General features: G+C 36.8%; 28 protein-coding genes, 1 tRNA gene and 3 pseudogenes. 21 read left to right on the top strand and 11 right to left on the bottom strand.

Annotated features, from left to right (window positions below; all coding sequences use genetic code 11):
• The first annotated feature begins 74 nt into the window (after positions 1-74).
• The 3 genes from rocS (at position 75) to SK637_RS05945 (ending at position 3,181) form a co-directional block, all read left to right on the top strand.
• Complete coding sequence (rocS, locus tag SK637_RS05955) at positions 75-566, top strand: chromosome segregation protein RocS (RefSeq protein ID WP_000021242.1); 492 nt, start codon at positions 75-77, stop codon at positions 564-566.
• Between the two features lie 252 nt (positions 567-818).
• On the top strand, positions 819-1,409 hold the full coding sequence (locus SK637_RS05950) for a 3'-5' exonuclease (protein ID WP_020900313.1): 591 nt from the start codon (positions 819-821) through the stop codon (positions 1,407-1,409).
• Positions 1,410-1,417: 8 nt separating this feature from the next.
• Positions 1,418-3,181, top strand: a complete 1,764-nt coding sequence (locus SK637_RS05945; protein WP_033688945.1) for a glycerophosphoryl diester phosphodiesterase membrane domain-containing protein — start codon at positions 1,418-1,420, stop codon at positions 3,179-3,181.
• 72 nt (positions 3,182-3,253) lie between these two features.
• On the opposite strand, the gene SK637_RS05940 is transcribed toward SK637_RS05945, so the two are convergent.
• The 7 genes and pseudogenes from SK637_RS05940 to SK637_RS05910 form a co-directional block, all read right to left on the bottom strand.
• Positions 3,254-3,553, bottom strand: a complete 300-nt coding sequence (locus SK637_RS05940; protein ID WP_000981526.1) for a YbaB/EbfC family nucleoid-associated protein — start codon at positions 3,551-3,553, stop codon at positions 3,254-3,256.
• A gap of 208 nt (positions 3,554-3,761) precedes the next feature.
• Positions 3,762-4,130 carry a DUF6287 domain-containing protein gene (locus SK637_RS05935; RefSeq protein ID WP_050489875.1) on the bottom strand — a complete coding sequence of 123 codons (369 nt, stop codon included), beginning with the start codon at positions 4,128-4,130 and terminating at the stop codon, positions 3,762-3,764.
• On the bottom strand, positions 4,117-5,031 hold the full coding sequence (locus tag SK637_RS05930; RefSeq protein ID WP_033688944.1) for a hypothetical protein: 915 nt from the start codon (positions 5,029-5,031) through the stop codon (positions 4,117-4,119). The genes SK637_RS05935 and SK637_RS05930 overlap by 14 nt, the downstream gene beginning before the upstream one ends.
• 116 nt (positions 5,032-5,147) lie before the next feature.
• Positions 5,148-5,477 carry a hypothetical protein gene (locus SK637_RS05925; protein ID WP_033688942.1) on the bottom strand — a complete coding sequence of 110 codons (330 nt, stop codon included), beginning with the start codon at positions 5,475-5,477 and terminating at the stop codon, positions 5,148-5,150.
• A 4-nt stretch (positions 5,478-5,481) separates the two neighbouring features.
• Positions 5,482-5,946, bottom strand: a complete 465-nt coding sequence (locus tag SK637_RS05920; RefSeq protein WP_033688941.1) for a hypothetical protein — start codon at positions 5,944-5,946, stop codon at positions 5,482-5,484.
• Positions 5,947-5,979: 33 nt separating this feature from the next.
• Positions 5,980-6,858, bottom strand: a complete 879-nt coding sequence (locus tag SK637_RS10340; protein WP_414717222.1) for an N-acetylmuramoyl-L-alanine amidase family protein — start codon at positions 6,856-6,858, stop codon at positions 5,980-5,982.
• 237 nt (positions 6,859-7,095) lie between these two features.
• A pseudogene (locus SK637_RS05910) lies at positions 7,096-7,682 on the bottom strand (recombinase family protein).
• A 296-nt stretch (positions 7,683-7,978) separates the two neighbouring features.
• Between SK637_RS05910 and efeO the strand changes: the two are divergent.
• The 6 genes from efeO to SK637_RS05880 all read left to right on the top strand — a co-directional run bounded on the left by efeO (position 7,979) and on the right by SK637_RS05880 (position 14,348).
• On the top strand, positions 7,979-8,851 hold the full coding sequence (efeO, locus tag SK637_RS05905) for an iron uptake system protein EfeO (RefSeq protein WP_033688939.1): 873 nt from the start codon (positions 7,979-7,981) through the stop codon (positions 8,849-8,851).
• Positions 8,852-8,856: 5 nt separating this feature from the next.
• Positions 8,857-10,071: an iron uptake transporter deferrochelatase/peroxidase subunit gene (gene efeB / locus SK637_RS05900; protein ID WP_033688938.1), complete on the top strand. Its 1,215-nt coding sequence runs from the start codon at positions 8,857-8,859 to the stop codon at positions 10,069-10,071.
• Positions 10,046-11,734, top strand: coding sequence for an FTR1 family iron permease (locus tag SK637_RS05895; RefSeq protein WP_033688937.1), 1,689 nt, complete (start codon positions 10,046-10,048; stop codon positions 11,732-11,734). Before efeB ends, SK637_RS05895 begins: the two co-directional genes overlap by 26 nt.
• Positions 11,735-12,466 (top strand): twin-arginine translocase subunit TatC, encoded by a 732-nt coding sequence (tatC, locus tag SK637_RS05890; protein WP_033688936.1) that lies wholly within the window; start codon positions 11,735-11,737, stop codon positions 12,464-12,466.
• On the top strand, positions 12,450-12,620 hold the full coding sequence (gene tatA, locus SK637_RS05885) for a twin-arginine translocase TatA/TatE family subunit (protein ID WP_033688935.1): 171 nt from the start codon (positions 12,450-12,452) through the stop codon (positions 12,618-12,620). The genes tatC and tatA overlap by 17 nt, the downstream gene beginning before the upstream one ends.
• A gap of 393 nt (positions 12,621-13,013) precedes the next feature.
• Positions 13,014-14,348 (top strand): Nramp family divalent metal transporter, encoded by a 1,335-nt coding sequence (locus tag SK637_RS05880; RefSeq protein ID WP_033688934.1) that lies wholly within the window; start codon positions 13,014-13,016, stop codon positions 14,346-14,348.
• Between the two features lie 112 nt (positions 14,349-14,460).
• Here SK637_RS05880 and SK637_RS05875 read toward each other — a convergent pair whose 3' ends face one another.
• Both SK637_RS05875 and SK637_RS05870 read right to left on the bottom strand, forming a co-directional pair.
• The gene (locus SK637_RS05875) at positions 14,461-14,703 is read right to left on the bottom strand and encodes a type B 50S ribosomal protein L31 (RefSeq protein WP_000710764.1); all 243 of its coding nucleotides are present in this window, start codon (positions 14,701-14,703) and stop codon (positions 14,461-14,463) included.
• A gap of 95 nt (positions 14,704-14,798) precedes the next feature.
• The gene (locus tag SK637_RS05870; protein WP_033688933.1) at positions 14,799-15,734 is read right to left on the bottom strand and encodes a DHH family phosphoesterase; all 936 of its coding nucleotides are present in this window, start codon (positions 15,732-15,734) and stop codon (positions 14,799-14,801) included.
• A gap of 103 nt (positions 15,735-15,837) precedes the next feature.
• Here SK637_RS05870 and SK637_RS05865 point away from each other — a divergent pair, with 103 nt between their 5' ends.
• The 12 genes and pseudogenes from SK637_RS05865 to SK637_RS05805 all read left to right on the top strand — a co-directional run bounded on the left by SK637_RS05865 (position 15,838) and on the right by SK637_RS05805 (position 23,237).
• A complete protein-coding gene (locus tag SK637_RS05865) occupies positions 15,838-16,281 on the top strand; it encodes a flavodoxin (RefSeq protein ID WP_001162125.1) in 444 nt (147 codons plus the stop codon).
• 115 nt (positions 16,282-16,396) lie between these two features.
• Positions 16,397-16,663, top strand: coding sequence for a chorismate mutase (locus SK637_RS05860; protein WP_033688932.1), 267 nt, complete (start codon positions 16,397-16,399; stop codon positions 16,661-16,663).
• Positions 16,660-17,034 (top strand): fluoride efflux transporter CrcB, encoded by a 375-nt coding sequence (gene crcB, locus SK637_RS05855; RefSeq protein WP_033688931.1) that lies wholly within the window; start codon positions 16,660-16,662, stop codon positions 17,032-17,034. Before SK637_RS05860 ends, crcB (SK637_RS05855) begins: the two co-directional genes overlap by 4 nt.
• Positions 17,028-17,357: a fluoride efflux transporter CrcB gene (gene crcB / locus SK637_RS05850; protein WP_033688930.1), complete on the top strand. Its 330-nt coding sequence runs from the start codon at positions 17,028-17,030 to the stop codon at positions 17,355-17,357. Before crcB (SK637_RS05855) ends, crcB (SK637_RS05850) begins: the two co-directional genes overlap by 7 nt.
• 118 nt (positions 17,358-17,475) lie before the next feature.
• The gene (rplS, locus tag SK637_RS05845; protein WP_001068669.1) at positions 17,476-17,823 is read left to right on the top strand and encodes a 50S ribosomal protein L19; all 348 of its coding nucleotides are present in this window, start codon (positions 17,476-17,478) and stop codon (positions 17,821-17,823) included.
• Positions 17,824-17,865: 42 nt separating this feature from the next.
• Positions 17,866-17,937, top strand: a tRNA-Arg gene (locus SK637_RS05840).
• A 234-nt stretch (positions 17,938-18,171) separates the two neighbouring features.
• Positions 18,172-19,050: a hypothetical protein gene (locus tag SK637_RS05835; RefSeq protein WP_033688929.1), complete on the top strand. Its 879-nt coding sequence runs from the start codon at positions 18,172-18,174 to the stop codon at positions 19,048-19,050.
• 22 nt (positions 19,051-19,072) lie between these two features.
• Positions 19,073-19,978, top strand: coding sequence for a hypothetical protein (locus SK637_RS05830; protein WP_033688928.1), 906 nt, complete (start codon positions 19,073-19,075; stop codon positions 19,976-19,978).
• A pseudogene (locus tag SK637_RS05825) lies at positions 19,959-20,615 on the top strand (DUF6572 domain-containing protein); the annotation flags it as partial. The gene SK637_RS05830 and the pseudogene SK637_RS05825, both read left to right, overlap by 20 nt.
• 786 nt (positions 20,616-21,401) lie before the next feature.
• Entirely contained in the window at positions 21,402-21,833 is a 432-nt protein-coding gene (locus tag SK637_RS05815; protein ID WP_078352042.1) for a hypothetical protein, read from the top strand.
• Positions 21,834-21,859: 26 nt separating this feature from the next.
• Positions 21,860-21,940 (top strand): annotated as a pseudogene (locus tag SK637_RS10290) (DUF4299 family protein); the annotation flags it as partial.
• Between the two features lie 385 nt (positions 21,941-22,325).
• Positions 22,326-23,237, top strand: a complete 912-nt coding sequence (locus SK637_RS05805; protein ID WP_078352043.1) for a TPM domain-containing protein — start codon at positions 22,326-22,328, stop codon at positions 23,235-23,237.
• A 116-nt stretch (positions 23,238-23,353) separates the two neighbouring features.
• On the opposite strand, the gene yidA is transcribed toward SK637_RS05805, so the two are convergent.
• The gene (yidA, locus tag SK637_RS05800; protein WP_033688927.1) at positions 23,354-24,160 is read right to left on the bottom strand and encodes a sugar-phosphatase; all 807 of its coding nucleotides are present in this window, start codon (positions 24,158-24,160) and stop codon (positions 23,354-23,356) included.
• A 12-nt stretch (positions 24,161-24,172) separates the two neighbouring features.
• Positions 24,173-25,477 carry an HD domain-containing protein gene (locus SK637_RS05795; protein ID WP_033688926.1) on the bottom strand — a complete coding sequence of 435 codons (1,305 nt, stop codon included), beginning with the start codon at positions 25,475-25,477 and terminating at the stop codon, positions 24,173-24,175.
• Positions 25,478-25,489 lie beyond the last annotated feature (12 nt).

Raw genomic sequence — 25,489 nt, 5'->3', positions numbered from 1 at the left:
GGAAATTTGACAGTTTATCTAGCTTATGATAAGATTTAAGTAAAGAAAAGCTAGAAAACGTTTCAGAGGATATTATGAGTATTGAAATGACCGTCAGTGAGATTGCAGAGGTCTTAGGATTATCTCGCCAAGCAATCAATAACCGTGTCAAAGAATTACCAGAAGAAGACACAGATAAAAATGACAAAGGGGTAACAGTCGTTACCAGAAGTGGCTTGATTAAGCTAGAAGAAATCTATAAAAAAACGATTTTTGAAGATGAGCCTGTCAGTGAAGATGTCAAGCAACGTGAACTGATGGAGATTCTAGTTGATGAGAAGAATGCAGAAATTCTCCGTCTCTATGAACAATTAAAAGCCAAGGATCGTCAGTTATCAGAAAAAGACGAGCAGATGCGTATCAAAGACCGTCAGATTGCTGAGAAAGACAAACAACTCGATCAGCAGCAACAATTGACCCTTCAAGCCATGAAGGATCAAGAAAATCTTAAGCTAGAGCTGGACCAAGCAAAAGAAGAAGTCCAATCAACTAAGAAAGGCTTTTTTGCTCGTTTATTTGGAGGATAATCAAGGAGCTGTTTAGGTTAAATGCTAACCTGATGGCTTCTTTTATTTCTAAATAGTATAGTTGCTCAAGTAATACTCAATGAAAATCAAAGAGTAAACTAGGAAACTAGCCGCAGTCTGCTCAAAGCACTGCTTTGAGGTTGTAGATAAGACTGACGAAGTCAGTTACATATATCTACGGCAAGGCGACGTTGACGTGGTTTGAATTTGATTTTCGAAGAGTATAAAATAACAGTATAGGAGAGGTATATAATGGAACGATTAGAAGATTACATTGCTTTCGACTTAGAATTTAATCAGCATGAAGGGCAAACACACTTGATTCAAGTATCGGCAGTGCGTTTTAGAGATGGTCAGGAAATCGATGCCTATGATTCCTATGTTCATACCAGCGTGCCTCTAAAGAGTTTTATCAATGGTTTGACTGGGATTACAGCTGAGACCTTAAAAGATGCCCCTCCAGTGGAGAAAGTTATAAAAGATTTCCAAGAGTTTGTGGGTTCTTTACCCATGGTAGGCTACAATGCTGCTAAAAGTGATTTGCCTATTCTAGCAGAGCATGGTTTAGACTACAGTCAGCAGTACAAGGTAGATTTATATGATGAAGCTTTTGAACGTCGGAGTTCGGATTTACACGGTATTGCCAATCTCAAATTGCAAACTGTTGCCTCATTTCTTGGATTTCAAGGTCAGTCTCATAATAGCTTAGAGGATGCTCGTATGACAGCGCGTGTTTACGAGTCCTTCCTAGAGTCGGATCAAGCTAGAGAATTATTAGGGACAGAAAGTAGCCTATCAAACAATCCTTTTGGAGGCTTGGATTTGTCTCAATTATTTGACTAGGAGTGCTTATGAAACCTGAAAAACCTAAAAATCTAGGTTTTAAGCAGATATACTTTAATCTAGATAAAATACTTTTTCTATTTTTCTTGACTTTTATGATGATTGAGTTTGTCTGGTTACCGTCAAATTCTTGGATTGCTGGACTTTTGCTCCGTCAGACAGGTTATCTCTTTCTATCCTACAACAATATTTTTGCCATTATAAAGGGTTCTCCCTTTGTTAGTCTTGCTTTATTTATTCTGGTAATTGTTAATTTACTGGTCGCCTATTACCAGATAGGACTTCTCTTTATCGGAGCCCGGCACCTCCTCTATCATGAAAAGAGAACTTTGCTGGAGTACAGTCGTAAGGTCTTTCGTCAAAGTATCTTGTTTATGAAGCAAGTGACACTTTCCAAGATAACCTTCATCTTCTTTTATGTCATGATGCTCTTTCCATTGATTCGAAAGATTTTAAAGATTTACTATCTCAATAAAATTGTCATTCCGGACTTTATCGTTGATTATGTGGAAGACAAGTATTGGCTAGTAGGTATAGTGGTTACTATTCTGGCTTTACTTCTATTTTATATTTCAGTGCGGTTGATGTTTGCTCTACCTCAACTTCTATTTGAGAAGAAAACAGTCAAAGAGGCAGTCAGATACAGTCTAGAGAAGACAAGAAAGCACTCCTGGTTTTATACTTGGAACTTGCTTTGGATTGTCGTCAAAACCTACCTATTTTTCATTCTTTTATTGATTCCAATATTAGCAAGTCAGGCACTGATGGATGGTCTGACCCATAAGGAATCTCTTGTACTGGGAATTCTTAACTTTGTCTTGATTAAGAATTTCCACTATATGGCCTTGACTTACTTTCTAATTAAGTTTGTTTCCTTCTTAACAGGAGAAGAATTAGAAATCACACCAAGGAGAAAGAAAGACCACTGGATGAGATGGGGAGTGATGGGATGTGCTGGTATCTTTTTCGCTCTTGAGGGTTATGTTTATTTAGAAGCTCCAGTTGCCAATAAACCTTTGATTATCTCTCACAGGGGAGTATCCAATAAGAATGGTGTCCAAAATACTGTCCAATCTCTGGAAAGGACAGCCCAACTAGGTCCAGACTTTGTTGAGACGGATGTACAAGAAACAAAAGATGGCCAGTTTGTCATGATGCATGATGCCAATATCAAAAATTTGACAGGTGTTAATGCTAATCCTCAGGATCTAACTTTGAAAGAATTAACTAAACTTGATATTTCAGAAAATGGTTATCATAGCAAGGTGTCTAGTTTTGATGACTATCTCAATAAAGCCAATGAATTGCATCAAAAACTTCTTATTGAGATTAAAACCAGTCGAAAAGATAGCCCAGATATGATGAAACGGTTTATGGAAAAATATGGAACGGTTCTTAAGCAGAATGGTCACCAAATGCAATCTTTGGACTATCATGTGATTGACCAGGTTTTAGCCTACGATTCACAAATTCCAGTCTTTTTCATTCTACCTTATAATAGTATTTTTCCAAGAACCAAGGCTACAGGTTATACCATGGAGTATTCAACTTTAGATGAAAATTTTGTCAACAAGCTTTGGAATACCGATCAGAAATTGTACGTGTGGACCATCAATAGTTCAGAGTCCTTTGATAAATCTGTTCATTTGGGTGCAGACGGCATGATAACGGATGACTTAGAAATGCTTCAAGAGCAGGTTACCATTGCCCAAGAAGACCCTGAGTACACTGATTTACTGTTCAAACAGGCCATGGAATTCTTTAATTTTTAGTAAGCAAAAAGAGGAACAGTTGTTCCTCCCATGATAGGCAAGCATTCTCTTGAATGCTTGTTTTTCTTATGCTTAGAATGGCAATTTTCCAGCGAAAGCACCTAGTTTTTTCTTGGTAGTCTCATCGATTTGTTCAAGAGCAGAGTTGATGGCTTGAACGGTCATATCAGAAAGAGTTTCAAGGTCTTCTGGGTCAACGACAGCTGGATTGAAGTCAATGCTGACAACTTTCTTATCTCCAGTTAAGGTCGCTTGGACAAGGTCTTGAGCAGATTTGCCAACAAATTGCATAGCAGCAAGTTCTGCTTGACTTTGTTCCATCTGTTTTTGAAGTTTTTGTGCTTGACGCATCATGTTTTGCATATTCATCATGGTGATTTATAGTTTCCTTTTATCTTATTTTCTTTTTTATTTTATCAATTTTGAGGCTAAAAGTCTAATCTTTTTCAGAGTGAATTCAGATAGTATTGATAGGGATGTAAAGATAATAAAAATATAGGATAAATATTCTAAGAAAATAAGAATATTTATCCTATATAGTTACTAGATATTTGATGGCTACTTTAAGGATTTACCAGCACTATTCTACCTTGTAGAAAAATCCCTCAGTACTACCATTGATAAGTTGGTGTCCAAACCATAAGCGGTCTTGTGTGATATCAGATGAGTCGGTATAGCCATTATCTGGAGAAGAGGTGACAGACATGGTTATAGGGATTCCTGCTGGTAAAAAGGCAATAGCTGCACCAGCACCTCCATCTTTAGAAACAGAATTTACCTTAAGATAGTGGTCAATTTCTTTAGCATGTTCAATTGAAATTTTGAACTTATCACTTACTAACCCATTTTTGTCAAAAGTGAATTCAATACCTGTACGATTCCTCCAAGTTCCTGAGACACTAGAAAAATCCCCATTTTGAATTGCAGAATAATCATTACTTTTTATCAACGGTAATATTCTTTAAATTTGTTTTAGGATTGTCAAGCGTGTAGAGTGTATTTTTATTGGTTCGAATTGCAATTGTATTTTCATGGTCTTTGTTTACTCCAATATTGAAAGTCGAATCGTAGATATCCATAGCATAAAATAGAGAAACACCAAAACCATTGTCTTCAGTTGTAGGGAAGTAATTTTTTAGTGGATTTGAAAAATCAATTTTCTTATTTTTCTTATCAAATATTGTTCCAGTATATTTTAAAGATTCATAAGCAGTCTGATTTCCGCTGCCATCTGTTTTTAAGTTTATAGAATACGAACCAGTACTAGGTTTGGAGAATTCTGTAAGTTCATTGGAATTTTCTAATGCCTGTATAGTTTTTTTATGTCGTTCAATTCGTTGCTCATGTTCCTCAGCTGAACCATTTGCTATTCCAACTGACCCTTCAGGATATTTGTCTAGCTTTGCTTTATATTCATCTAGTTCCTTTTGTGTAAGTTCTAAATCTTCCTTATAATAATTGACGAGGTTGTCATAATAAGTTTTTATATTTTGCTTATGAAGTTCTTTCGCTTTCTCAATAACTTCCTTGTCAGATAATTTACTAACGTCGCCTAATGTTAAATATTTACTATTTTTACTTCCACGTAAATCATATGCTGTAATTGTGTCATTTTTTGCAACTAATAAAAATTGGATTCTAGTTTCTTTTGAGGTTGATTTAGAATTTTCTAAATCATAGATAATGGTTTCATTTTTTGATAAGTATTCAGCAAATTCAGTACTTTTGCTTTTTGAAGATACTTGTTCTATTTGTTTTTCTTCTTGATTACTTTGAGACTTAGTATGAGTACATGCAGTCAGAATGCACCCTGAAAGAAGTAGTGAAATTAAAACTATTTTGCGATTCATATAAAATTCTCCGTTAGTTACTATTTGTATTGGTAAAAATTAAATTATTGTGTATGAAGATAAGTAGTTAATAAAATTATTTTTTCATTATCAAAGAACTCCTAAAACAAACATTATTAAATAAATAGTTTACCGTCTTGGTCTAAATCATACAAGCTGTATTGTAGTCCAGAGTATTCTTTAGGATAAGTATTTTTTAAGTTTGCTTTTGAATTGAGCTCTTTAGGTGAAGCTGATGAACCATCTAATACTTTGGCATATTCTTTAAGGACAGGATTATATAGGGTGTAATCAGGTTTCTTCTCTTCCGATGTAGAAGAAGTTGAACTAGTACTTGAAGCAATTGCTTCAGAACTTGCTGAAGAAGTGTTTTCACTCTGATGTTGGCAAGCCGTTAAAATAGAGATAGCTAAAATACTAATACTGAATAGAAATAATTTTTTCATATATTTAATCTTGCAATTCTAAGCCTTGGGCATCTTGGTGCCATTTGCTACCAGTTTTGGACGTTAAAACTTGAATAGTAATTATAATATTCCAAATAGCATTTGCTAGTAAAACAAATGGCGTTAAAATAGGAATGATAGCTAGCAGAGTTATAACGATACGCTTGTATCCTTGTTTAGTATTCCCGATGTAAAAATCGTAGCCCCCAAGTGCTCCTAAAAATAGGGCAAATAAGGCTGCGGCCAGTTTAGATTTATCACTCATTCCATTTGAATGTTGGCTAGAGCTAGCTGAAGATGTGTTATCTATTTTTGAAACAATATACTCGTCACCGTTTTGATAAAATTCTACGTAATCACCTACTTGTGGTTCAAAACCAAAACTTTTTCTTGAAATTGCAGTAAATTGGCCATTATTACCTTTTCCAACATAAACTGTTTCATCTTCAATTTTTATAACTTTGTTCATTTAATTGTCTCCTTAATCTATTTCTATTGTATGTTAAACCCACTCACCGTTGTAATTAACACGATAGCCATCAGGGGTCGTTGTATTGATTGCTAGTGCACCAGAGCTATAAGCATAGTACCATTTACCAGATACCTTCATCCAGCCAGTTTTCATAGCGCCTGAGTCTTGAAGATAGTACCAGCTACCGTTATCTTTGACCCAACCTGTCTTCATAGCACCTGAACCGTCGAGATAGTACCAGCTACCGTCTTTTACCCAGCCAGTTTGCATCCAGCCAGAGTTGTCAAAACGATACCAAACACCATTGATTTTTTCCCAGCCATTAGTTGTATAGGAACCGTCGGCGTGTTTATACCACCAACGAGAACCAGATTGTAGCCAACTATCTGAGATATTAGAATTCGAACCTGATTGAGTTGTTGTGTTAGTATTTGAATTTGTAGAAGGATTTCCGATAGTCACCTCTTTTCTAACTTTAAAGACACGTTTTCTTGTATCAGTTAAGTCACCGTAAGGCGAACCAGCTTCTCCAGACATCTCCAAAATATATGTTCCATCCGGAAATTGTTCTGAAACAAAAATATCACCTTTAAATTGATTGCTATAAAATAAAGGTTGTAAAAATTGATCACTGAAATCTTTAGTTAAGCCACTAAAAATGACAGCATCGTGACTTTGGTACACAATTTTTCCGGTCGCTTTATCAATCAAAGTAACATTTCCCTTAGCAGCGTTATCTCCTCCGTGAGGTAGTGGCTCTGAAAGTCTGCCTTCGAAGCTAAGTCCAAAATAATCAATTTCAACTTTTGTAATTGTTGCGTCTATTTGTTTTTCAGTACTCGTATTCTCGCTAGCTGATACTTGATTAGCTGTGATGACTCCAGTGCCAAGAAGTGATAGAGCTGAGATAGTTGCAAGTGTAAATTTTTTAGTTTGTTTGTGCATTCATTTAATACTCCCTATTTTTATTTGTTGTAAAGTAATCAGTTTGTCCAAAAACCTAGACTTTTTTGGACAAACTTGATAGAATGGTAGTGTAATAATAATCGGTCAAGATGCTGGATTTTAGAACCTTTTTTCTAACGAAAATGATTCTAAAATAAAGTGTATTTCCTGTACAAAAAATCCTAGGTTTTTTGACAGGAACTATGAATTTTTTATCCAATTATGAAAGGTGCTTTTTGATACTCCTAAGATGTCTGCACCTTCTCGTAAGGTTATTTCTTTTTTGGTATATTGAGCTATTACATCAGGGAGATTATTCGGGGCAAGCAATTTTGGTCTACCGAATTTTTTCCCTTTTTCTTTGCTTCTCGTATTCCTTCCATTTGTCTTTGTTTGATTTGTTCTCTTTCAAACTGTGCCACATAAGATAGAACTTGCAAAACGATGTCAGATATTAGTTTTCCTGTGATATTGTCATCGCTATTCTTTGTGTTTAATAAGGGGAAATCTAAAACAGTTATATTTACTTTCTTTTTCTTAGTAATTGATTGCCATTGTTCTAAAATTTCATCATAGTTTCTTCCCAATCTATCAATTGATTTAATAACTAATTCATCATTCTCCTTCAAGGTAGTTAATAATTTTTGATATTCTATTCTGTCAAAATCCTTTCCTGAAACATAATCAATAAAAATATTTTCTTTTGCTAATTTGTTTTCTACCAAGGCTGAAAATTGTCTATCGATATTTTGTTCTCTTGTAGATACTCGAACATAGCCATAGCGCATAATAACTCTCCTTTTTACACTTATTGTAAAATATAAAAGAAGGTTAGACTTTATAAAAGAGCTACGTTCTCAATTTTTATCAGTTATCTTTTAGTTTAAGCCATAAAAAAGGTATAGAGAGTTGATTATAAAAAAGTGCTGGAATAAGGATCTTATTCACGCTAACTAGCAAATTGTAAGCTAAATATCAGTCTAAATACATTAAATTTTCTGACAATTTATTGAAAAATGAGTGAAAACATGATATAATAAAACGTAAAATTAATTCAGGTTTTCTGAATCAATAGGAGTAAACAATGAAAAAACTAGGTTTTGTCCTTTTATCTTCAGCCTTGCTATTGACAGCTTGTGCTACTAACCAATCTAAGCCAAGCAATACGAGTGATTCGTCTAAGGTAACAGCCTTGTCTGAAGATAAGCAAAAAATGCTTGATAAGGCCACTGCTGACTATAAGACTTTTGTTCAAGAGCAAATTGATAAACTGTTGACAGATACGGAAGGCTTTGTCAAACTGTTGAAAGAAGGTAAGTTAGAAGAAGCCAAAAAGGTTTATCCATTGATTCGTATGTCCTATGAGCGTTCAGAACCGATTGCCGAGAGTTTTGGTGAGTCAGATGTCAAGATTGACTTCCGTTTGGCAGACTACATGGATGAAAACAAGACAGAAGAAGGCTGGTCAGGCTTCCACCGTATCGAGCGTATCCTTTGGGAAGACAATACAACTAAAGGAACTGAAAGCTATGGCGATCAGTTGGTCAATGATATCAAGGAATTGAAAGCCAAGATTGCAACTGTAGATGTGGACTACAAGGTTATGTTGACTGGAGCAGTTGACTTGCTTAACGAAGTTGCAACAAGCAAGATTACAGGTGAAGAGGAAATTTATTCTCATACAGACTTGTATGACTTCCGTGCCAATATTGAGGGAGCTGAGAAGATTTTCCAACTCTTTAAACCTTTACTTGAAAAATCAGACGCTAACCTAGTTAAAGAATTGGAAGCAGATTTCAAGTCTGTTAATAGCTTGTTGGACAAACACATGACAGATAAGGAACACTACAAACTCTATACTGATTTGACAAAAGAAGATACCAAAGAATTGTCAGAAGCTGTGACAAAACTTGGTGAACCTCTATCACAAATGGGTAAATTTCTTAGTGGAGAATAAGAGTCATGACTGAAAAAGACGAAAAGTTTTTTGATAAGAAAATGGACCGTCGAGAATTTCTAAAAAAAGCAGGGATTGGAGGGGCTGGTTTAGCGCTAGGACTCTCTGGTGCTTCTGCTTTTTTCGCACCTAAGCTTGGGACTCAGGAAAAAATCTCGTACGGAAATGAAAAAATTGCTTTTTATGGCAAGCATCAAGCTGGGATTAGTACGCCCATGCAAAAGAATATCTATTTTGTTGTCTTGGATTTGCATACGACGGATAGAGATAAGATTATCCAGCTATTCAAGGATTGGACGGATTATAGTGCCAAGTTGGTTGAGGGGGAACTGGTCAAAAAAGATGGCCAGAATGCTCTCTTGCCTCCGAGCGATACTGGTGAGACAGTTGGGCTTAATCCTCATCGCTTGACGCTGACTTTTGGTGTGTCTGCCAGTTTCTTGAAAAAGATGAACTTAGAAAGCAAGCGTCCTCAAGTGTTCAGAGATTTACCGCCTTTTCCTAAAGAGCAATTACGTGAAAAATATACAGGTGGAGATATTGTGATTCAGGCTTGTGCAGATGATGAGCAAGTTGCCTTTCACGCTATTCGCAATCTCATACGTAAGGGGAGAAATGCAGTGACCCTTCGCTGGAGTCAATCTGGTTTTGCAGCTATCGGAGATCGAATGGAGACTCCGCGTAACCTCTTTGGTTTTAAAGATGGAACAGCAAATCCAACCAAGGAGAAAGATTTTGACCGCGTCATCTGGGCTGATAGTAAGGACTGGATGGAAAATGGATCTTATATGGCAGTTCGTCGGATTCAGATGTTTTTAGAGACCTGGGACCGCACTAGTCTCGAAGAACAAGAAAATACCTTTGGTCGTTACAAGGAAAGTGGTGCCCCCTTTGGTAAGAAAAATGAGTTTGATGAAGTGGATTTGAGTCTTTTGCCAGATGATTCGCATGTTCGTTTGGCTAAGGAAGTAGACAAGCCCCTTTTGCGTCGTTCTTATTCTTACTCTGATGGAATTGATGAAAAGACTGGTCAGTTTGATACAGGCTTGCTCTTCATTTCTTTCCAGAAGGATCCAGATAACTTTGTCAAGGTTCAAACCAATCTAGGTGCTACTGATAAGATGAATGAATACATCACTCACATCGGTAGTGGACTTTTTGCTTGCTTTGGTGGTGTGGAGAAGGGAGGCTACATTGGTCAGAAATTACTGGAAGGCTAAAAGCTGGTTACTTGTTTTAGTTTTGTCATTTTTAATTCTTTCTCCAGTAGGTGCCCAAGAAAGCTTGAGTTCTTACTTTGTAAAAATCACGGATGCTTCTAAAGCGGTCAAAAATGGCAATCAGTCTGAGGCTAAGAAACTCGTTCAGGAGATGGCATCAGACTTCGAAAGAGTAGAAAATAAGGATTCTGATGCTGGTAAGATTGTTAAGGAAAAGTTAGTACAATCAGGAGAGATTACTGAAGACAAACTTACCGAACTTTCTTCAGCCCTATTAGCTTTTGAAAAAGAACAAAATCCTGTTAACTTAGATGCGGAAAAAGAAAAATTGGTAAACCGTCTAAGTCCTCGTTTTGAAGTCTTAGAGCAGGCCATTGCCTCCAAAGATTTGGAAAAGGTCCGAGAAGCTTTTAAGAAAATGAATTCGACTTGGACTATCAATGAAAGTGTGGTTCGTGACAATAGTATGGCCCATTATGGACGTGTTGAAACAGCTATTTCTTTCTTGCGTAGTAGTATGGAAACCGAGCCTACAGACTTTAACTCCATCCAGAATTCCTTCGAGGACTTAAAAAAGGCTATTGATGATTTTGTAACTGGAAAAGAAGTAGTAGAAACATCTTCGGATTTGACTCTCAAAGACGGCATTGCCCTTTTGAAGAAGGCTTTGGAACAATTCCAAGCTGGTGACCAATCATCAGGAGCAGCCAGTATGAAGGAATTCATCACTATCTGGCCAACGATTGAAGGTTCTGTTAGCACGACCAATCCTTCCCTCTATACACGAGTGGAGAGTGAAAGCCCTGTGATTATGGTCAAGGGAAGTGAGAAGGAATACCGAGAAAAATTAGAAAAACTGATTGCAGATTTATCACAAATTGATACTAGCGCACGTTACAATGCCTTTGATGCTATGCTGATTCTCCTAAGAGAAGGTGTAGAGGCTCTCTTAATCGTTATGGCCTTGGTGACGACCTTGAAAGCAGCCAAGATGCGTAAAGGGCTCAAGTGGGTTTATGCTGGTGCTATCACAGGAATTATGGCCAGTCTTGTCATTGCTTTCATCCTGCAAATAGCCTTTCCAGCAGTAACATCAGGCTCCAATCGTGAAATCATCGAAGGATCAGTGGGGATTTTTGCAGTAGCAATGATGATTTTGATTGGAATCTGGCTTCACAGCAAATCCTCGGTCAAAAAATGGAATGCCTTTATGGAGTCACAAATGGAAACAGTGACCAAAACAGGCTCCTTTATTTCCATGTTTACCCTCAGTTTCCTAGCTGTTTTCCGTGAGGGAGCAGAAACCATTCTCTTTTATGTTGGGATTTTACCAAGAATTTCCAGCTTTAAATTTGTCTTGGGCATTTCACTTGCCTTGCTGATTTTGGTAATTATTGCCGTTGTGATGAACAAGGCCAGTCAATTCTTCTTGCCACATAAGGTCTTCTTTATCTTGACTTGGATGATTTATGCTTTGGCATTCAAGATGCTGGGAGTTAGTATCCATGCTCTTCAGTTGACCAATATGGCGCCAAATCACTTGTTGACAGGATTTCCAACGATTGACTTACTTGGAATTTATCCAAGTTGGGAAGGTTTTGCCAGTCAGCTAATCTTTATTATTATCGTTTTGATTGTCGCTTTCAGACAGGGTGAAAAATAGATGGATAGAAAAGAATTGACAATCGTTGAACATCTGGTAGAATTTAGAAAGAGATTATTGGCAGTGGTCATTTGTTTCTTTTTGGTATTCTGTGTCTCTCTGCTTTTTGCAGACCAGATTTACCAGTATGTGACCCAATCGTTTCAGCAAAAGTTGATTGTTTTAGGGCCAAATGATATTTTATGGATTTACATACGCTTAGCTAGTCTGATGGCCTTTACTATCACCCTACCTTACACGGTGTATCATATTTGGTCTTTCATTAAACCTGGTTTAAAGAAAGAAGAAGTTAGAGCTGTCTTTGCCTATATTCCAGCTAGTTTCCTTTGTTTTCTAGTTGGACTGGCTTTTGGTTTTTACTTTGTAACACCAGCCTTACTTCAGGTTTTATTAGGGCTAGGAGAAGGACTATTTGAGACGCAGTTAACCGCTCAAAATTATCTGTCCTTTGTTTTTCAAACGACCTTGCCCTTGGCTCTGATTTTTGAATTGCCGGTTATCATTGCCTTTTTGACGTCGATTGGACTCATTGGGCCAGAATTATTGATTGCTTATCGCCGATATGCTTATTTTATCTTATTGGTACTCGCAGTCATCTTGACACCAGCTGACTTTGTTAGTGATTTGGCAATGACTGCCCCCTTGATATTACTCTATGAATTAAGTATTGCCATCAGCAAATACATTATGAAACGAAAGCAGAAAGGAGAGAAAAATGGGAATCTTACGTGATATCGGAGCACCGGGATTGATTATCATCGTTTTAGGAGCTCTCTTGATTTTTGGACCAAAACGATTGCCTGAACTAGGCGAGTCAATCGGTAAAATGCTATCTGAATTTAAAAAAGCAGTTAAAGGAACTGAAAGTCAAGATAAGGAAGAGTAAGACTTATCTAATAAAAAACTTTGTACTCTAGAAACCATTGTGTAGCTATCGAGAGTGCAAAGTTTTTTTTAACTATCATGCTTTCCTTAAGAATCATTTCAAAATGTGATATAATAAGAATAAATTGAAAATAGGAAATTATTTTCATTATATTTTCAAAACTCCATTAATAAAATAGGCAAAGACAAGATTAGAAAGTAAAGTTAGAAGTTTGATTTATTGAGTATTAAAAAATTAACCAGTGTTAATAATTATTTTAAGTTCACCTAATTTTTAAAGACTTTGTGGCATTTTTATGATATAATAAGAGTGAGTTGAGAAAGTTAGGAACCATTTTAAAATCTATTTTTCAACATCATATCAAAAGAGAAGATTAGAAAGAGGTAGCTATGTATGTCTTCTTATGAAAAGGTCTCACTTTCTGAGATTAATCAGTCTATTGATACTCCCAATAACAATCATTTTTGGCAAAATCTAAAAGTATTCTTGGGCCCCGGAGCTCTTGTAGCAGTTGGCTATATGGATCCTGGAAACTGGATTACCAGTGTGGTTGGAGGTGCTTCCTATAAGTATAGTCTTTTATTTGTTATTTTGATTTCATCAATCATTGCCATGCAGTTACAACAGATGTCTGGAAAGCTCGGTATGGTGACTAGGATGGATCTAGCGCAGGCAACAGCCTATCATGCCCCCAAGTGGCTCCGCTATAGTCTATGGGTAATTGTAGAATTAGCTCTAATGGCGACAGATTTGGCTGAAGTTTTAGGATCAGCGATTGCCTTAAATCTTTTATTTCACATACCGATTATGGTAGCCATCCTTTTAACCGTTTTAGATGTATTTCTTTTGCTTTTATTGATGAAATTTGGTTTCAAGAAGATTGAAGCTATTGTGACGACACTTATCTTAACCATATTATGTATCTTTTCTTATCTGGTGGCTTTATCCAATCCAAGTATGCAGGGGATTTTTGGTGGCTATTTACCGACTTCGACTTTATTTGAAAGTCCTGCTCCTGGACATGAGAGTCAATTGACCTTAGCTTTAGGGATTGTGGGAGCGACAGTTATGCCTCATAATCTTTATCTCCATTCCTCTCTATCTCAAACAAGGAAAATCAATTACAAAGATAAGAAGGATGTCCGAAAAGCTGTTCGCTTTATGACCTGGGATTCAAATCTTCAGTTGTCTCTAGCCTTTATTGTCAATTCCTTGCTTCTCATTTTAGGAGCATCTCTCTTTTTTGGTCATGCATCTGAGATTTCAGCTTTTTCCCAAATGTACAATGCTTTACAGGATTCGACAATAGCAGGAGCTATAGCCAGTTCAAGCCTCTCCACTTTGTTTGCTTTGGCACTTTTAGCAAGTGGTCAAAATTCGACCATTACAGGCACCTTGACAGGTCAGATTGTCATGGAAGGATTCTTGCATATGAGATTACCTCAGTGGATTATTCGTATCGGTACACGAATTTTTGCCTTGCTCCCTGTGATGATAGTCGCTGTCTTGTTTGGACATCAAGAAAAGACCTTAGATCAGTTATTGGTCTATTCACAGGTCTTTCTTTCAATCGCTCTTCCATTCTCAATTTTTCCCTTAATTTATCTGACTTCTAAGAAGTCAGTGATGGGAGAATTTACCAATGCCAAGTGGAACACAATCCTAGGTTACGTAGTTTCAATCATCTTGACCATTCTCAATATCAAGCTACTTTTCGATATTTTTTAACCCAGTTTGAAATCAATTATAGTGTCAGCGTGATGGTTGACAAATAGAAAGTAGTAGTGATTGGTTCATAAAAAGAAGAAAAAAAGAACAGCTGAAACTGTTCTTTTTATCATTATTTGAGACCGTATTTTTTGTTGAAACGATCCACGCGTCCATCTGCTTGAGTGAACTTTTGACGTCCAGTGTAGAATGGGTGTGAGTCTGATGAAATTTCTACACGGATCAATGGGTAAGTTTCGCCTTCGAACTCAACTGTTTCGTTAGAGCGTTTTGTTGAACCGCTAAGGAATTGGTAACCAGTAGTTGTGTCCATGAAGACAACTGGGCGATATTCTGGATGGATATCTTTTTTCATTTTGCAATATTTCCTTTCTGCCATGGTCTCTTTGCGAGCCATAGATTGTTACCATACTAGTCTATCAGATTCTGAAAAGTTTGGCAAGTATTTTATCAGTTTTTAAGCAAGTTTTTTAACTTTTGATAGATGATTTCGTTTTCTTCTAGACTGTAGGAATTAGCACCACTTGCTAGAGGGTGACCTCCACCATCATGTTCCTTGGCAATTTCATTGATAGGATGGATTTTACTGCGTAAGCGAACACGGTAGTGGCCATCAGCCTGTTCTACAAAAATTCCCCAGAGACTTACACTGTCAATACGTCCAGGAGCTCCTACAATAGCCGCAGTTTCAGCATCGGTAACATTGAATCGTTTTAAGATTTCCTGACTCAGGATAACGCGAGCAGCACCATTTTCATCCACTTCCAGATGGTCGTAGATGTAGCCTTGAAGTTTAGCAATTTTGTAACTCATAGTGTCCATTTTGCGAGTGAGAGCCGCAAAGTCAAAGTTATGTTCTCTCAAATAAGCAGCAAGGTGAAGAGTCCGTGCAGTCGTAGAAGGATAAAGGAAGCGACCTGTATCACCGACAATTCCTGCAAAGAGCAATTCAGCAGCTCGATCTGACAAGGCCAGTTGGGTTGTTTGGGCAAAGAGGGTAATCATCTCACTAGCGCTGCTTGAACTAGTATCCACCCAAGATAGGTCACCATATACATCATCATTTGGATGGTGGTCAATCTTAATGAGAAAATCACCTTGACGATAGCGCTTATCATCGATACGAGCAGTATTGGCCGTATCACAGACGATAACAAGGGCACCTTGGTAGGCACTATCTTCAACAAGATCCATTTCCGCCATCCAAGTAAGAGTTGGTTCATCATAACCTACGGCTTTGATGGTTTTTTCTGGGAAATGATGTTTGAGAAGAGCTTTCAAGCCCACTTGACTTCCCAAGGCATCAGGGTCTGGTTTCATATGACGATGAATGATAATCGTGTCGTATTCTTTAATTTTTTCTAAAATTTGATGGCAAATGTCCATAAATAACCTCAATTCTTTCTCATTTCATTGTAGCACAAGAATTTTTATTTTTAAAATGAAAAAGATGTGATATAATGGAGAAAGATAAATTGAGGAGGACGATATGGCATTAGCAAAAATTGTATTTGCCAGTATGACCGGTAATACCGAAGAAATTGCAGATATTGTAGCAGATAAATTACGTGACTTGGGCTTGGATGTCGATGTTGATGAATGTACAACTGTTGACGCTTCAGACTTCTTGGAAGCAGACATCGCTATCGTTGCGACCTATACCTATGGTGATGGAGAATTGCCAGATGAGATGATGGACTTCTACGAAGACCTAGCCGATCTCAATTTGAATGGTAAAATCTACGGAGTGGTCGGCTCAGGAGATACCTTCTACGATGAATTTTGTAAGGCTGTTGATGACTTTGATCGCGTTTTTGTAGCGACAGGAGCAGAAAAAGGTTCAGAGTGTGTTAAAGTTGATCTTTCTGCTGAGGAAGAAGATATTGAACGCTTAGAACAATTCGCAGAAGAATTGGCTGCTAAAGTAGGATAAGCATAAACGTGCGCTGATACAATCAATCAGTGCATTTTTCTTATCGTGAGTTGGGATTTTACTAGCCTATTTGGTGGCTTTTTGATACAATAATTCAAATAAAGGAGGAGACTGTATGGATTTAGATATTATTCGTCAAGAAATTGATCAAATCGACGATCAAATTGTTAAACTTCTAGAAGCTCGAATGCACTTAGTTGAGGGTGTAGTTGCCTATAAGAAAGCTTCGGGTAAACCAATTTTAGATACCAAGAGAGAAGAAGTTATTTTTGAAAAGGTCAGAAATCGTGTAGAGGAGCAACGTTATCAGGAGACTATTGTCGCGACTTTTTCTGACATACTCAAACGTTCGCGTGATTATCAGGATCAAAACATCAAATGAAAAAAGAACAATTTTATCCGCTAGGGATTTTTCTAGCTGCTATGTTGGGTGGACTCGTTCGCTACCTAGTTTCCACTTGGTTACCAGCCAGTCCAGACTTTCCTTGGGGAACTCTCTTTGTCAACTATCTGGGAATTTTCTGCCTGGTTTATCTTGTCAAGGGCTATCTGCTCTATAAGGGAAGCAGTAAAGGCCTTATTTTAGCACTAGGGACGGGTTTTTGTGGTGGTTTGACAACCTTTTCTAGTCTCATACTTGATGCTGTGAAACTACTGGATACAGGGCGTTATCTTAGTTTAGTCCTGTATTTGCTTTTGAGCATCGGTGGAGGACTGCTTTTAGCTTACTATTTAGGGAGGAAGAAATGGTAATCGTCTATCTTGCAATTGCTTGTGGTTTCGGAGCTTTAGTTCGCTATTTCTTTTCCCGCTATAATCAAGCATCTAAATTGCCACTCGGAACGCTAATAGCCAATCTTTTGGGTTGTTTTTTGATTGGCTTGCTCTACAACCATGTGGAGTCTAAGGAAGTCTATGCTATTTTAGCAACAGGATTTTGTGGAGGTTTGACAACTTTTTCGACCTTGAATGACGAACTTCAAAGACTGTTAAGCGATAAGAAGGTTTTTTACGTTTACCTGACTTTGACCTATCTAGGTGGTTTTATTGCGATTTTTTTAGGAATTCTGCTATAAATTTCTTTACTTTTTTGTGGAAATTTGGTAAACTGTATCTTGTGTGTAATGGACGCACAAAAATACAGTTTATCCGCTGAGGAAGGTTCCTCAAGATTGACAAAGATAGGAGAATAAAATGAATCCATTAATCCAAAGCTTGACTGAAGGTCAACTTCGTACAGATATCCCATCATTCCGTCCTGGTGACACTGTTCGTGTACACGCGAAAGTTGTCGAAGGTAACCGTGAACGTATCCAGATTTTTGAAGGTGTTGTTATCGCACGTAAAGGTGCTGGCATCTCAGAAAACTACACAGTTCGTAAAATCTCTAACGGTGTAGGTGTTGAGCGTATCTTCCCAATCCACACTCCACGTGTTGAAAAAATCGAAGTTGTTCGTTACGGTAAAGTACGTCGTGCGAAATTGTACTACTTGCGTGCTCTTCAAGGTAAAGCAGCTCGTATCAAAGAAATCCGTCGTTAATTCGACTAAAAAACTCTGCTTTTTCAGCAGAGTTTTTCTCTAGCTCCCTTAGTTCAATGGATATAACAACTCCCTCCTAAGGAGTAGTTGCAGGTTCGATTCCTGCAGGGGGCAGTAAATCAATCAAAAAGCACTGAATGATCAGTGTTTTTTCTTGTCCTAAAATGGAAACCATTTCAGATGAAAATAGAGGTGTGGTATAATAGGAGAAAGTATAAGTACTTATTTGGAAGGGAATTTCTCTCCTTATTATGGGGTTAGATTGAGTATTAGGATCTAGATTTCTGGTAAGGAAAAAATATTTAAAAAAACACAAGGAGTTATTAAAATAGGATTTGGGTGAAAAGTATGAGGAAGAAATCAATTTTTAAAGCAAGTTTTGAAGAGAGTTTGAATTTATTAGATGATGGTTTTTTACAGTATCAATTGAAGGAACAAGATAAAAAAGTGTCCAAACCTCCAAGGAATGTATTTGATTATTTAAAAAACGCCCTTTTATATGGTATATTGACACTCATTTTCCCGATTGGCTTCAACTTTTTATTATTAGTTTTTTCAACAATGCTTTATACTAGTGATCCAAAAGATTTAGTCTTTCCCATTTCTAATCATAATTTTTTAACGGCTCATGTTTATATAATCGGGTTATTTATATGGCTTCTCTTAGTTATAATTGGTAAATTTTTCAAACCATTTTTTATTCTTCCATATAGGACTCATTTTCATGTTATAACGTTTTTGATTTGGTTTGTTATAGAGTTCGACCTTGCTGCTATTGGTTTAGCATTACCATTTCTAACAATATTAGAAATTTTTATTCTTGTTTGTCTTCTTTTAGCCTTAATTTATTGGATGTTTAGGATAGAACTTAAAGGTTTGAAAAATCTAATGTATGGAGAAATTAAGGCACCTACCTTACTCGATAAAATTGCCAAAGGTATTGCTATTTATGGAGCAGGTCTATTGGGCTTGGCTGTGATTGTTAATTATATTTTCAAAGCTTTCTCTATTAATTTTTCACATTCCGTAACTCTTTTAGGTCTATTCATATGTTGGATTTTGTTAAACATTGGGTTAATTGCAATGCTTATTTTTATGGAGTTTCCTTATTTCCTTTATGCCTACTATAAATGGAAATATCCTGAGGAATACTGTGAGTGGGAAGGCAAATCAGTGGAAGAATGGTATGGAAAGAGATACTTGAAAAAGCACTCAGAATTAGTATAAAAGAAGATTGAGGATTAAACTTATGACAAAAAAGTCACTATTTAAAGCAAGTTTTGAAGAAAGTCTTAATCTAGAAGATGATGTTTTTTTACAGTATCAGAAAGGAAATGTTTTCTCTAAGTTAGAAACATATTATAGGGAAGGAAAGTCTAAACTAGTTCTTCATATTCAGAATATTGTTTTGACTCTTATCGGTCCTGTCATTATAAACTTTATGATTCTTGTTTTCTCGCTGTCCTTGCACGACTCTGATCCTAAAGATTTAAGATTGCCTATCTATCAACATCCATTACTAACAGCTGAGGTATATCTAGTCTGTTTCTTAATTTGGGTATTTATCATATTGATTGGTAAAGTTTTTAGAAAAGCTTTTATACTGCCCTATCGTAATCATTTTCATGTCATCACATTTCTAATTTGGCTTAGTCTTGAATTTAATCTGTTAGCGATTGATATGTCATTACCAACTTTATCTATTTGGATGGTTGCTGCTATTTTTGTTTTTATTACTATATTAGCCTATTTTATGTTTAGCCTTGAAATTGAAAGTCTTAAAAAACTGATGTATGGTAATGGAAGTGGCTCTTCTCTTCGCAACAAAATTGCCAATAAGATAGCGATTTATGGAATGAGTTTTTTGGGAATTGGAGTAATTATAAACTTTATTATAAAAAGTTTTTCCATAAAATTTTCAACTTTATTGGAAGGATTAGGTCTTTTGATAACATGGATTATCCTAAATATTGCTGTGATTGCTATGCTAATTTACATCGAATTTCCTAGTTATTTACAAGCATTCTACAAATGGAAATATCCCGAAGAATACCGCGAGTGGGAAGGGAAAACAGTAGAAGAATGGTACGGAAAAAAATATTTAAAAAAACACAAGGAGTTAATAGATATTAGAAATGAAGTCGATTTATACTAGTCAAAAAGATATGTTGGAAATCTGTCAAGATGGAAATAAGTATTTCTTACGTTATCCAACTTTTAATATTACCTGTCCAGAAGTAGTTCAAGAAATCCCTAAAGAAGCTGCAGATAGTTATATGTCTGGAGAACATACTGGTAAAGAGTTGATGAATTATGCAGATTATCGTTTTTGGAAATCTAAAAAACAGTATACACAAGATGAATCCGATAAGCTCTTCATCGAAGATCATCCTTCCTTTATTTTGAAAAATCCTGAAAATAGCCGTTGTCTTTTCACAGCAGAGGAATTTAGACAAATTGTCACCCAGGCCATTGTTTCAGAACTGGAACCTAGCGAACTTAATGCAATTGGTATAGTTGATAGTCATTTAGAGCTTCTTCTGGTGGATTCAGTTGGCTGGGAGGAAGAGATAGAAGCAGTCCATCTTGAAATTCTGCAAGAAAAAATTAATAATTATATTCACTTCCTCGAAAGTAAGCAGTATGTAGAACGATACGGTGATAAGTTTGACAAAAAAGTCATCCATATTACCTTCCAATATTCTCCATCTGATAATGGACTAGCCTTTCTTGCAGCGGTTCAGAAGGTATTGCAGAATTCGGATATGAGTTTGAAAGTAGAATTACCTGATGATGACATTTTTTCAGATAAGGAAAACATATCGGAAGACTCAAATCATCCCAATCAAGATCAAGAAAAGCTATCCAAAGAAAGATATCTCCAGATTAAAAAAGAATATAAAATGCGACTAGTATTAGTAATAGTTCTATTCGTATTATTATCTATACTAAGTATCGTGCTTATTGTAAATTCCAATAGGTTTATTCCATTAGGAGCGACAGCTATGGCTACAGTTGTACCTTTCAACCAATTCTTTCTCGTTCCGCTTTGGCAAGAGAAAAAAGCCATCGAAGAAGTACACCCTGAATGGAAGGCACTTAGTACCAGTGTAGTTAAGGTTCCCTCAGATGAATCAGATAAAAAGATATTTCCGTTTATCGCATCGGTGTTAGCCTTATTCTTCACATTTTCGATGTTGTATAGACCTGTTAAAGAAAATCCTAAAATTCCTACTATTGAGGAAATTAAAAATATACCTAAAATTGATAGTAACTACATTCCTAAGTCAAAGAAAAGTTCAAATTCTGAACCTACATCTACTACGACAACATCAGATTTGAACGAGACCTCTTCAACTGAAGAAAGTACACAAAGTCAAACTTCAAGTAAGGAGAGTCAAAATTACCCTTACCATATTTCTGGAATGGAGTTAAGAGGGTCATTGATAAAACATTTAAAGATTTCAATGAGAAACGGGAGAATGAACAAAATATAGAACAGACGGAGTCAGGAAATGAGTGACGTAAGCCCTGATAGTTTGTAGTTGTAACTATGGTAAAATGTATTACGTGGAGGGATGATGGATAAATTATACATAGTGGTTGATGGAATTGAACATCAATACTTTGATTGTGATAGTACAGGATATTATTTGATTTCCTATGATCCTTTATCAGAGAATAATGGTTATAAATTATTTGATTCAGAGTTGAAACAATATAGAAAATATTTGACAGAGAAACAGGTTGAAAAAAAATATAAAATTATAGATTATATTTGGTTTAATGAACAAAAATGGGATATTTTTCAACGAAGTGATGATAATTTAGATAAACCAAATTCATGGGTAACGATTGTTTCCGACGATATAGAATTTTTAAATAGAAATGGACTATGGAAGGAGGAGAATTTAGTTGAAAGTAGGTATGGACATTTGTATTACTGTTCTTTACCAATCGAGGCAGAAAAGTTTTCTCTAATTCGAACTAGAAAAAATCTCCCTATATAGTTAAGATAGTAAGAAAGCAGTTTATTATGAAATCAGTTAGTTTTACAATAAAAAGCAACCAATCGCTAAGGATTGGTGAGGTGCTTCAAGCAGAACTTTTTGAATGTTAGTTTGTTCTTATGGTTCTTAATGTATGGAATTAATCTCTTTACCCGTGGTCTTAATAACCTTCTAGCACAGTTATTACTTGCCATAGTGCCAATTGCATCTATCTTAATTCCAGTATGAAAACGATGGAGAAAGCTTGATTTAATGGTCAGGTTCGAAGCTAGTATTCATTACTAAGAGATAATAGTTTTAATAAAAACTTAGAACAAATTTTCCTATATTTTACGTTGATTAAGTGAGATAAATAACTTATAATGAAACTACCATATACAATAGATTGATAGAAAGATGACTTTATCGAAGTATTCTATTTTAAAAAGAATATCATTTATTCTCATTCTTATTGAAATTGCAAATTTTTAAAAGAAAGAAGGTCCGACTTTTATGATGAAAAAAATAGTTTTAATCTTAATGTCTTTTTTTACAATCCTGTTATTTTTCATTGGACCAACTCACGCAGATCTAGTGATACCAGATAGGCCTTCTAATGGTATTTATGATCCAAACCATTATTTATCAGAGGTTGTTTCAGATAAACTAATAGAATTAAATGGTAAATCGGATACTCAAATTGGTATTTATATTGTTGAGAGTTTAAATGGTGAATCTTTAGAAAAGTCAGCCAATACGATTGCCAGATCTTGGAAAATTGGCTATTCGGATTCAAATAAGGGTGCATTATTATTGATTGCTATAAAAGATAGAAAGTTTCGTATTGAGACTTCTAATAACCTAGCTACTATATTGACTGATACAAAAGCTAGGGAAATCTTAGATGCCTCTCGTGATAAGATGCGAGCCAAAGACTATGATGGAGCTGTGATTGATATAATCCAAAACATATCCAATCAAGATTATGACTTAGCTGATGCACCTGTAGTAGAGAGAAATTATTTTTATGAAGTCCCTAAAGCTATATGGGAACTAGTAGTAGAAATTCTTGATCATTTCGGTGTAATTTTTATGATTTCTTTTGTGGTACTTTTTCTTACAGAAGGTAGGGTTTCGGGTAGGAAACGGAGATCTAATAAATTCTATTATGGTAAGGATAAATTATACCCTGATGATAAAGATTTTATAAATGATGGTTCTTGGTCACAAAAAGCATTAACAGCTTACCATATTAAAAATTCAGATGAGTATCATAATGAGAGTAGTAGTGATTCCTCATCGCCTTGGTCGAGTGATGATTGGTCGAGTGATGATTGGTCAGGTGGTGGTTTTGATGCTGGTGGATCATCAAGTGATTGGTCAGGTGGTGGTTTTGATGCTGGTGGATCATCAAGTGATTGGTAATTTAGCTTATTTCATAGTGAGTTACCTGCCTTGATCATTTAAAAAAATGATGGTATAGAAAATTCTTGATTTGGAAAAAACCGCTCAGCCGAGCGGTTTTCGTATATTCTTCACTTTTACAATACCCATGTATGGATGGCATGGGCAACGCCAGATTCGTCATTTGTTTTGGTGATGTATTTGGCGATTTTTTTGATTTCTGGATTTCCATTTTCCATGACAACGGGGTTACCAACGACTTCCAGCATGGCACGGTCATTTTCTTCGTCACCGATAGCCATGGTTTCATCTTTTGTCAATCCGAGTTTTTCAGCTAAGTGAGTGATGGCTGAACCTTTGTCCACATTCTTTTTAAGGAGTTCGAGGTAGAAAGGAGCAGATTTGTTGATAGAGTAGCGTTCGTAAAATTCGGCTGGAATTTTTTCAATCGCAGCATCAAGAATCTCAGGCTCATCGATGAACATACATTTGACGATTTCCTTGCCAGCCATTTCTTCAGGTGTACGGTAGAAGATGGGCATGCTGACGAGGGTTGATTCGTGCACCGTGTATTTTCCGATATTACGATTGGCAGTATAGATACCGTCCTTGGTAATAGCGTGCATGTGGACACCGAGCTTGCGGCTGAGGAATTCCATATCCAGATAATCCTCATAGGTCAAGGATTCGCTGATAATCTCATGTCCTGTAGCAGTTTCTTGCACAAGAGCACCGTTGAAGGTTACAACATAGTCACCCTCGTCTCTCAACTGCAAGTCGTCCAGAACTTTGGCAACACCTGCGATAGGGCGGCCAGTTGCAATGACGACTTTGACACCAGCTTCTTTGGCATCTTGGATGGCAGAAAAGACTTCAGGGGTGATTTCCTTTTGGCTATTGACTAGGGTTCCGTCGATATCGACGGCGATTAGTTTAATACTCATAAATTTCCTCTTCTAGTTTTTATTTGGGGTAAAATGATCGTTCTCAATCAAGTGTAAAAATTGCTGGGTGATGCTTGCGAAGATGCTGTTTTGATCCAACATTTCCTTTGGAAAATAGAAACGATTATCTCCATGGCGACTGCCAGCAAGGGATTGGACGATAGGAGACAGGCTAGAGAGTTCGGCCAGTTCTCCATTTTTTTGTAAAATCTCAATCTGTGTCCGTGGATTTTCAGATTCGGGACGATAGATATCATAAGGGAGGTCAAAGTTCTTATGAATGGCAGTATAGTAGTCGGGATCAAAGCCAATGTCCTCAACCAATTTTCTCATGCTAGCGAGCTGGTCTTGATCTTCTTGTGAAAAGGTAATGGATTTAAAGACCTTGCGGTTGACAAAGCGTTGCGACAAATCTGCGAGAATCTTGTCAGGACTGGTCATCCAGAGTTGGAAATAGGTATTCATCACACCATCATCCAGAGCTAGATAGTCAGACAAGGTCACATTTTTTTCAAAGAAAGGCAGGAGATGTGGAGATGTTCGTGCAAAGAAGTCCTTATCTTCTGGATAAAGTTCCTTGGCGCGTTTGAGGAGATTCTGCAGGAGAACTTCCATGGCCCGTGTTGCTGGGTGGAAATAGACCTGCATATACATCTGGTAGCGACTGAGGACGTAGTCTTCGATGGCGTGCATGCCATTGCGCTGAAAGGCGATACCATTTTCGACAGGGCGAATGACTCGGAGGATTCGAGTCAAGTCAAATTCCCCATAGGATGCTCCAGTAAAATAGGAGTCACGCAAGAGATAGTCCATACGGTCTGCATCAATCTGACTAGAAATGAGTTGCACGACCTGCTTGTTAGGATAGGTATGGTCAATGACACTGGCTACCTTTTCTGGAAAATCTGGTGCCACTTGTAGCAGGACTTGGTGAATCTCCGTTTCAGGACTTTGGATGATTTCCTGAGTAATCGCTTCATGGTCTGTATCAAAGAGATGTTCAAAAGTATGGGAGTAGGCACCATGTCCAAGGTCATGTAGGAGAGCAGCAGTCATGGTCAAGAGAGACTCGGCAGGATTCCATTCTTCAGGATATTTTTCTTCAAAAATCTCCGTGATACGTCGAGCAATCTCATAGACTCCAAGACAATGGGAGAAGCGGCTGTGCTCCCCACCGTGGAAGGTATAACTGGAAGTTCCCAGTTGCTTGATCCGGCGCAAACGCTGAAATTCTTTTGTATTAATCAAGTCATAGATGATTTGATTATCGACATGGATGTAGTTGTGAACTGGGTCACGGAATACTTTTTCGTTCATATGACCATTATA

The sequence above is a fragment of the Streptococcus mitis genome, from assembly GCF_000722765.2.
In the GTDB taxonomy this organism is placed as follows: Bacteria; Bacillota; Bacilli; order Lactobacillales; family Streptococcaceae; genus Streptococcus; species Streptococcus mitis_AQ.
Note: the sequence above shows the minus strand (reverse complement) of the source record. Positions and strands in the feature narration are given on the sequence as shown.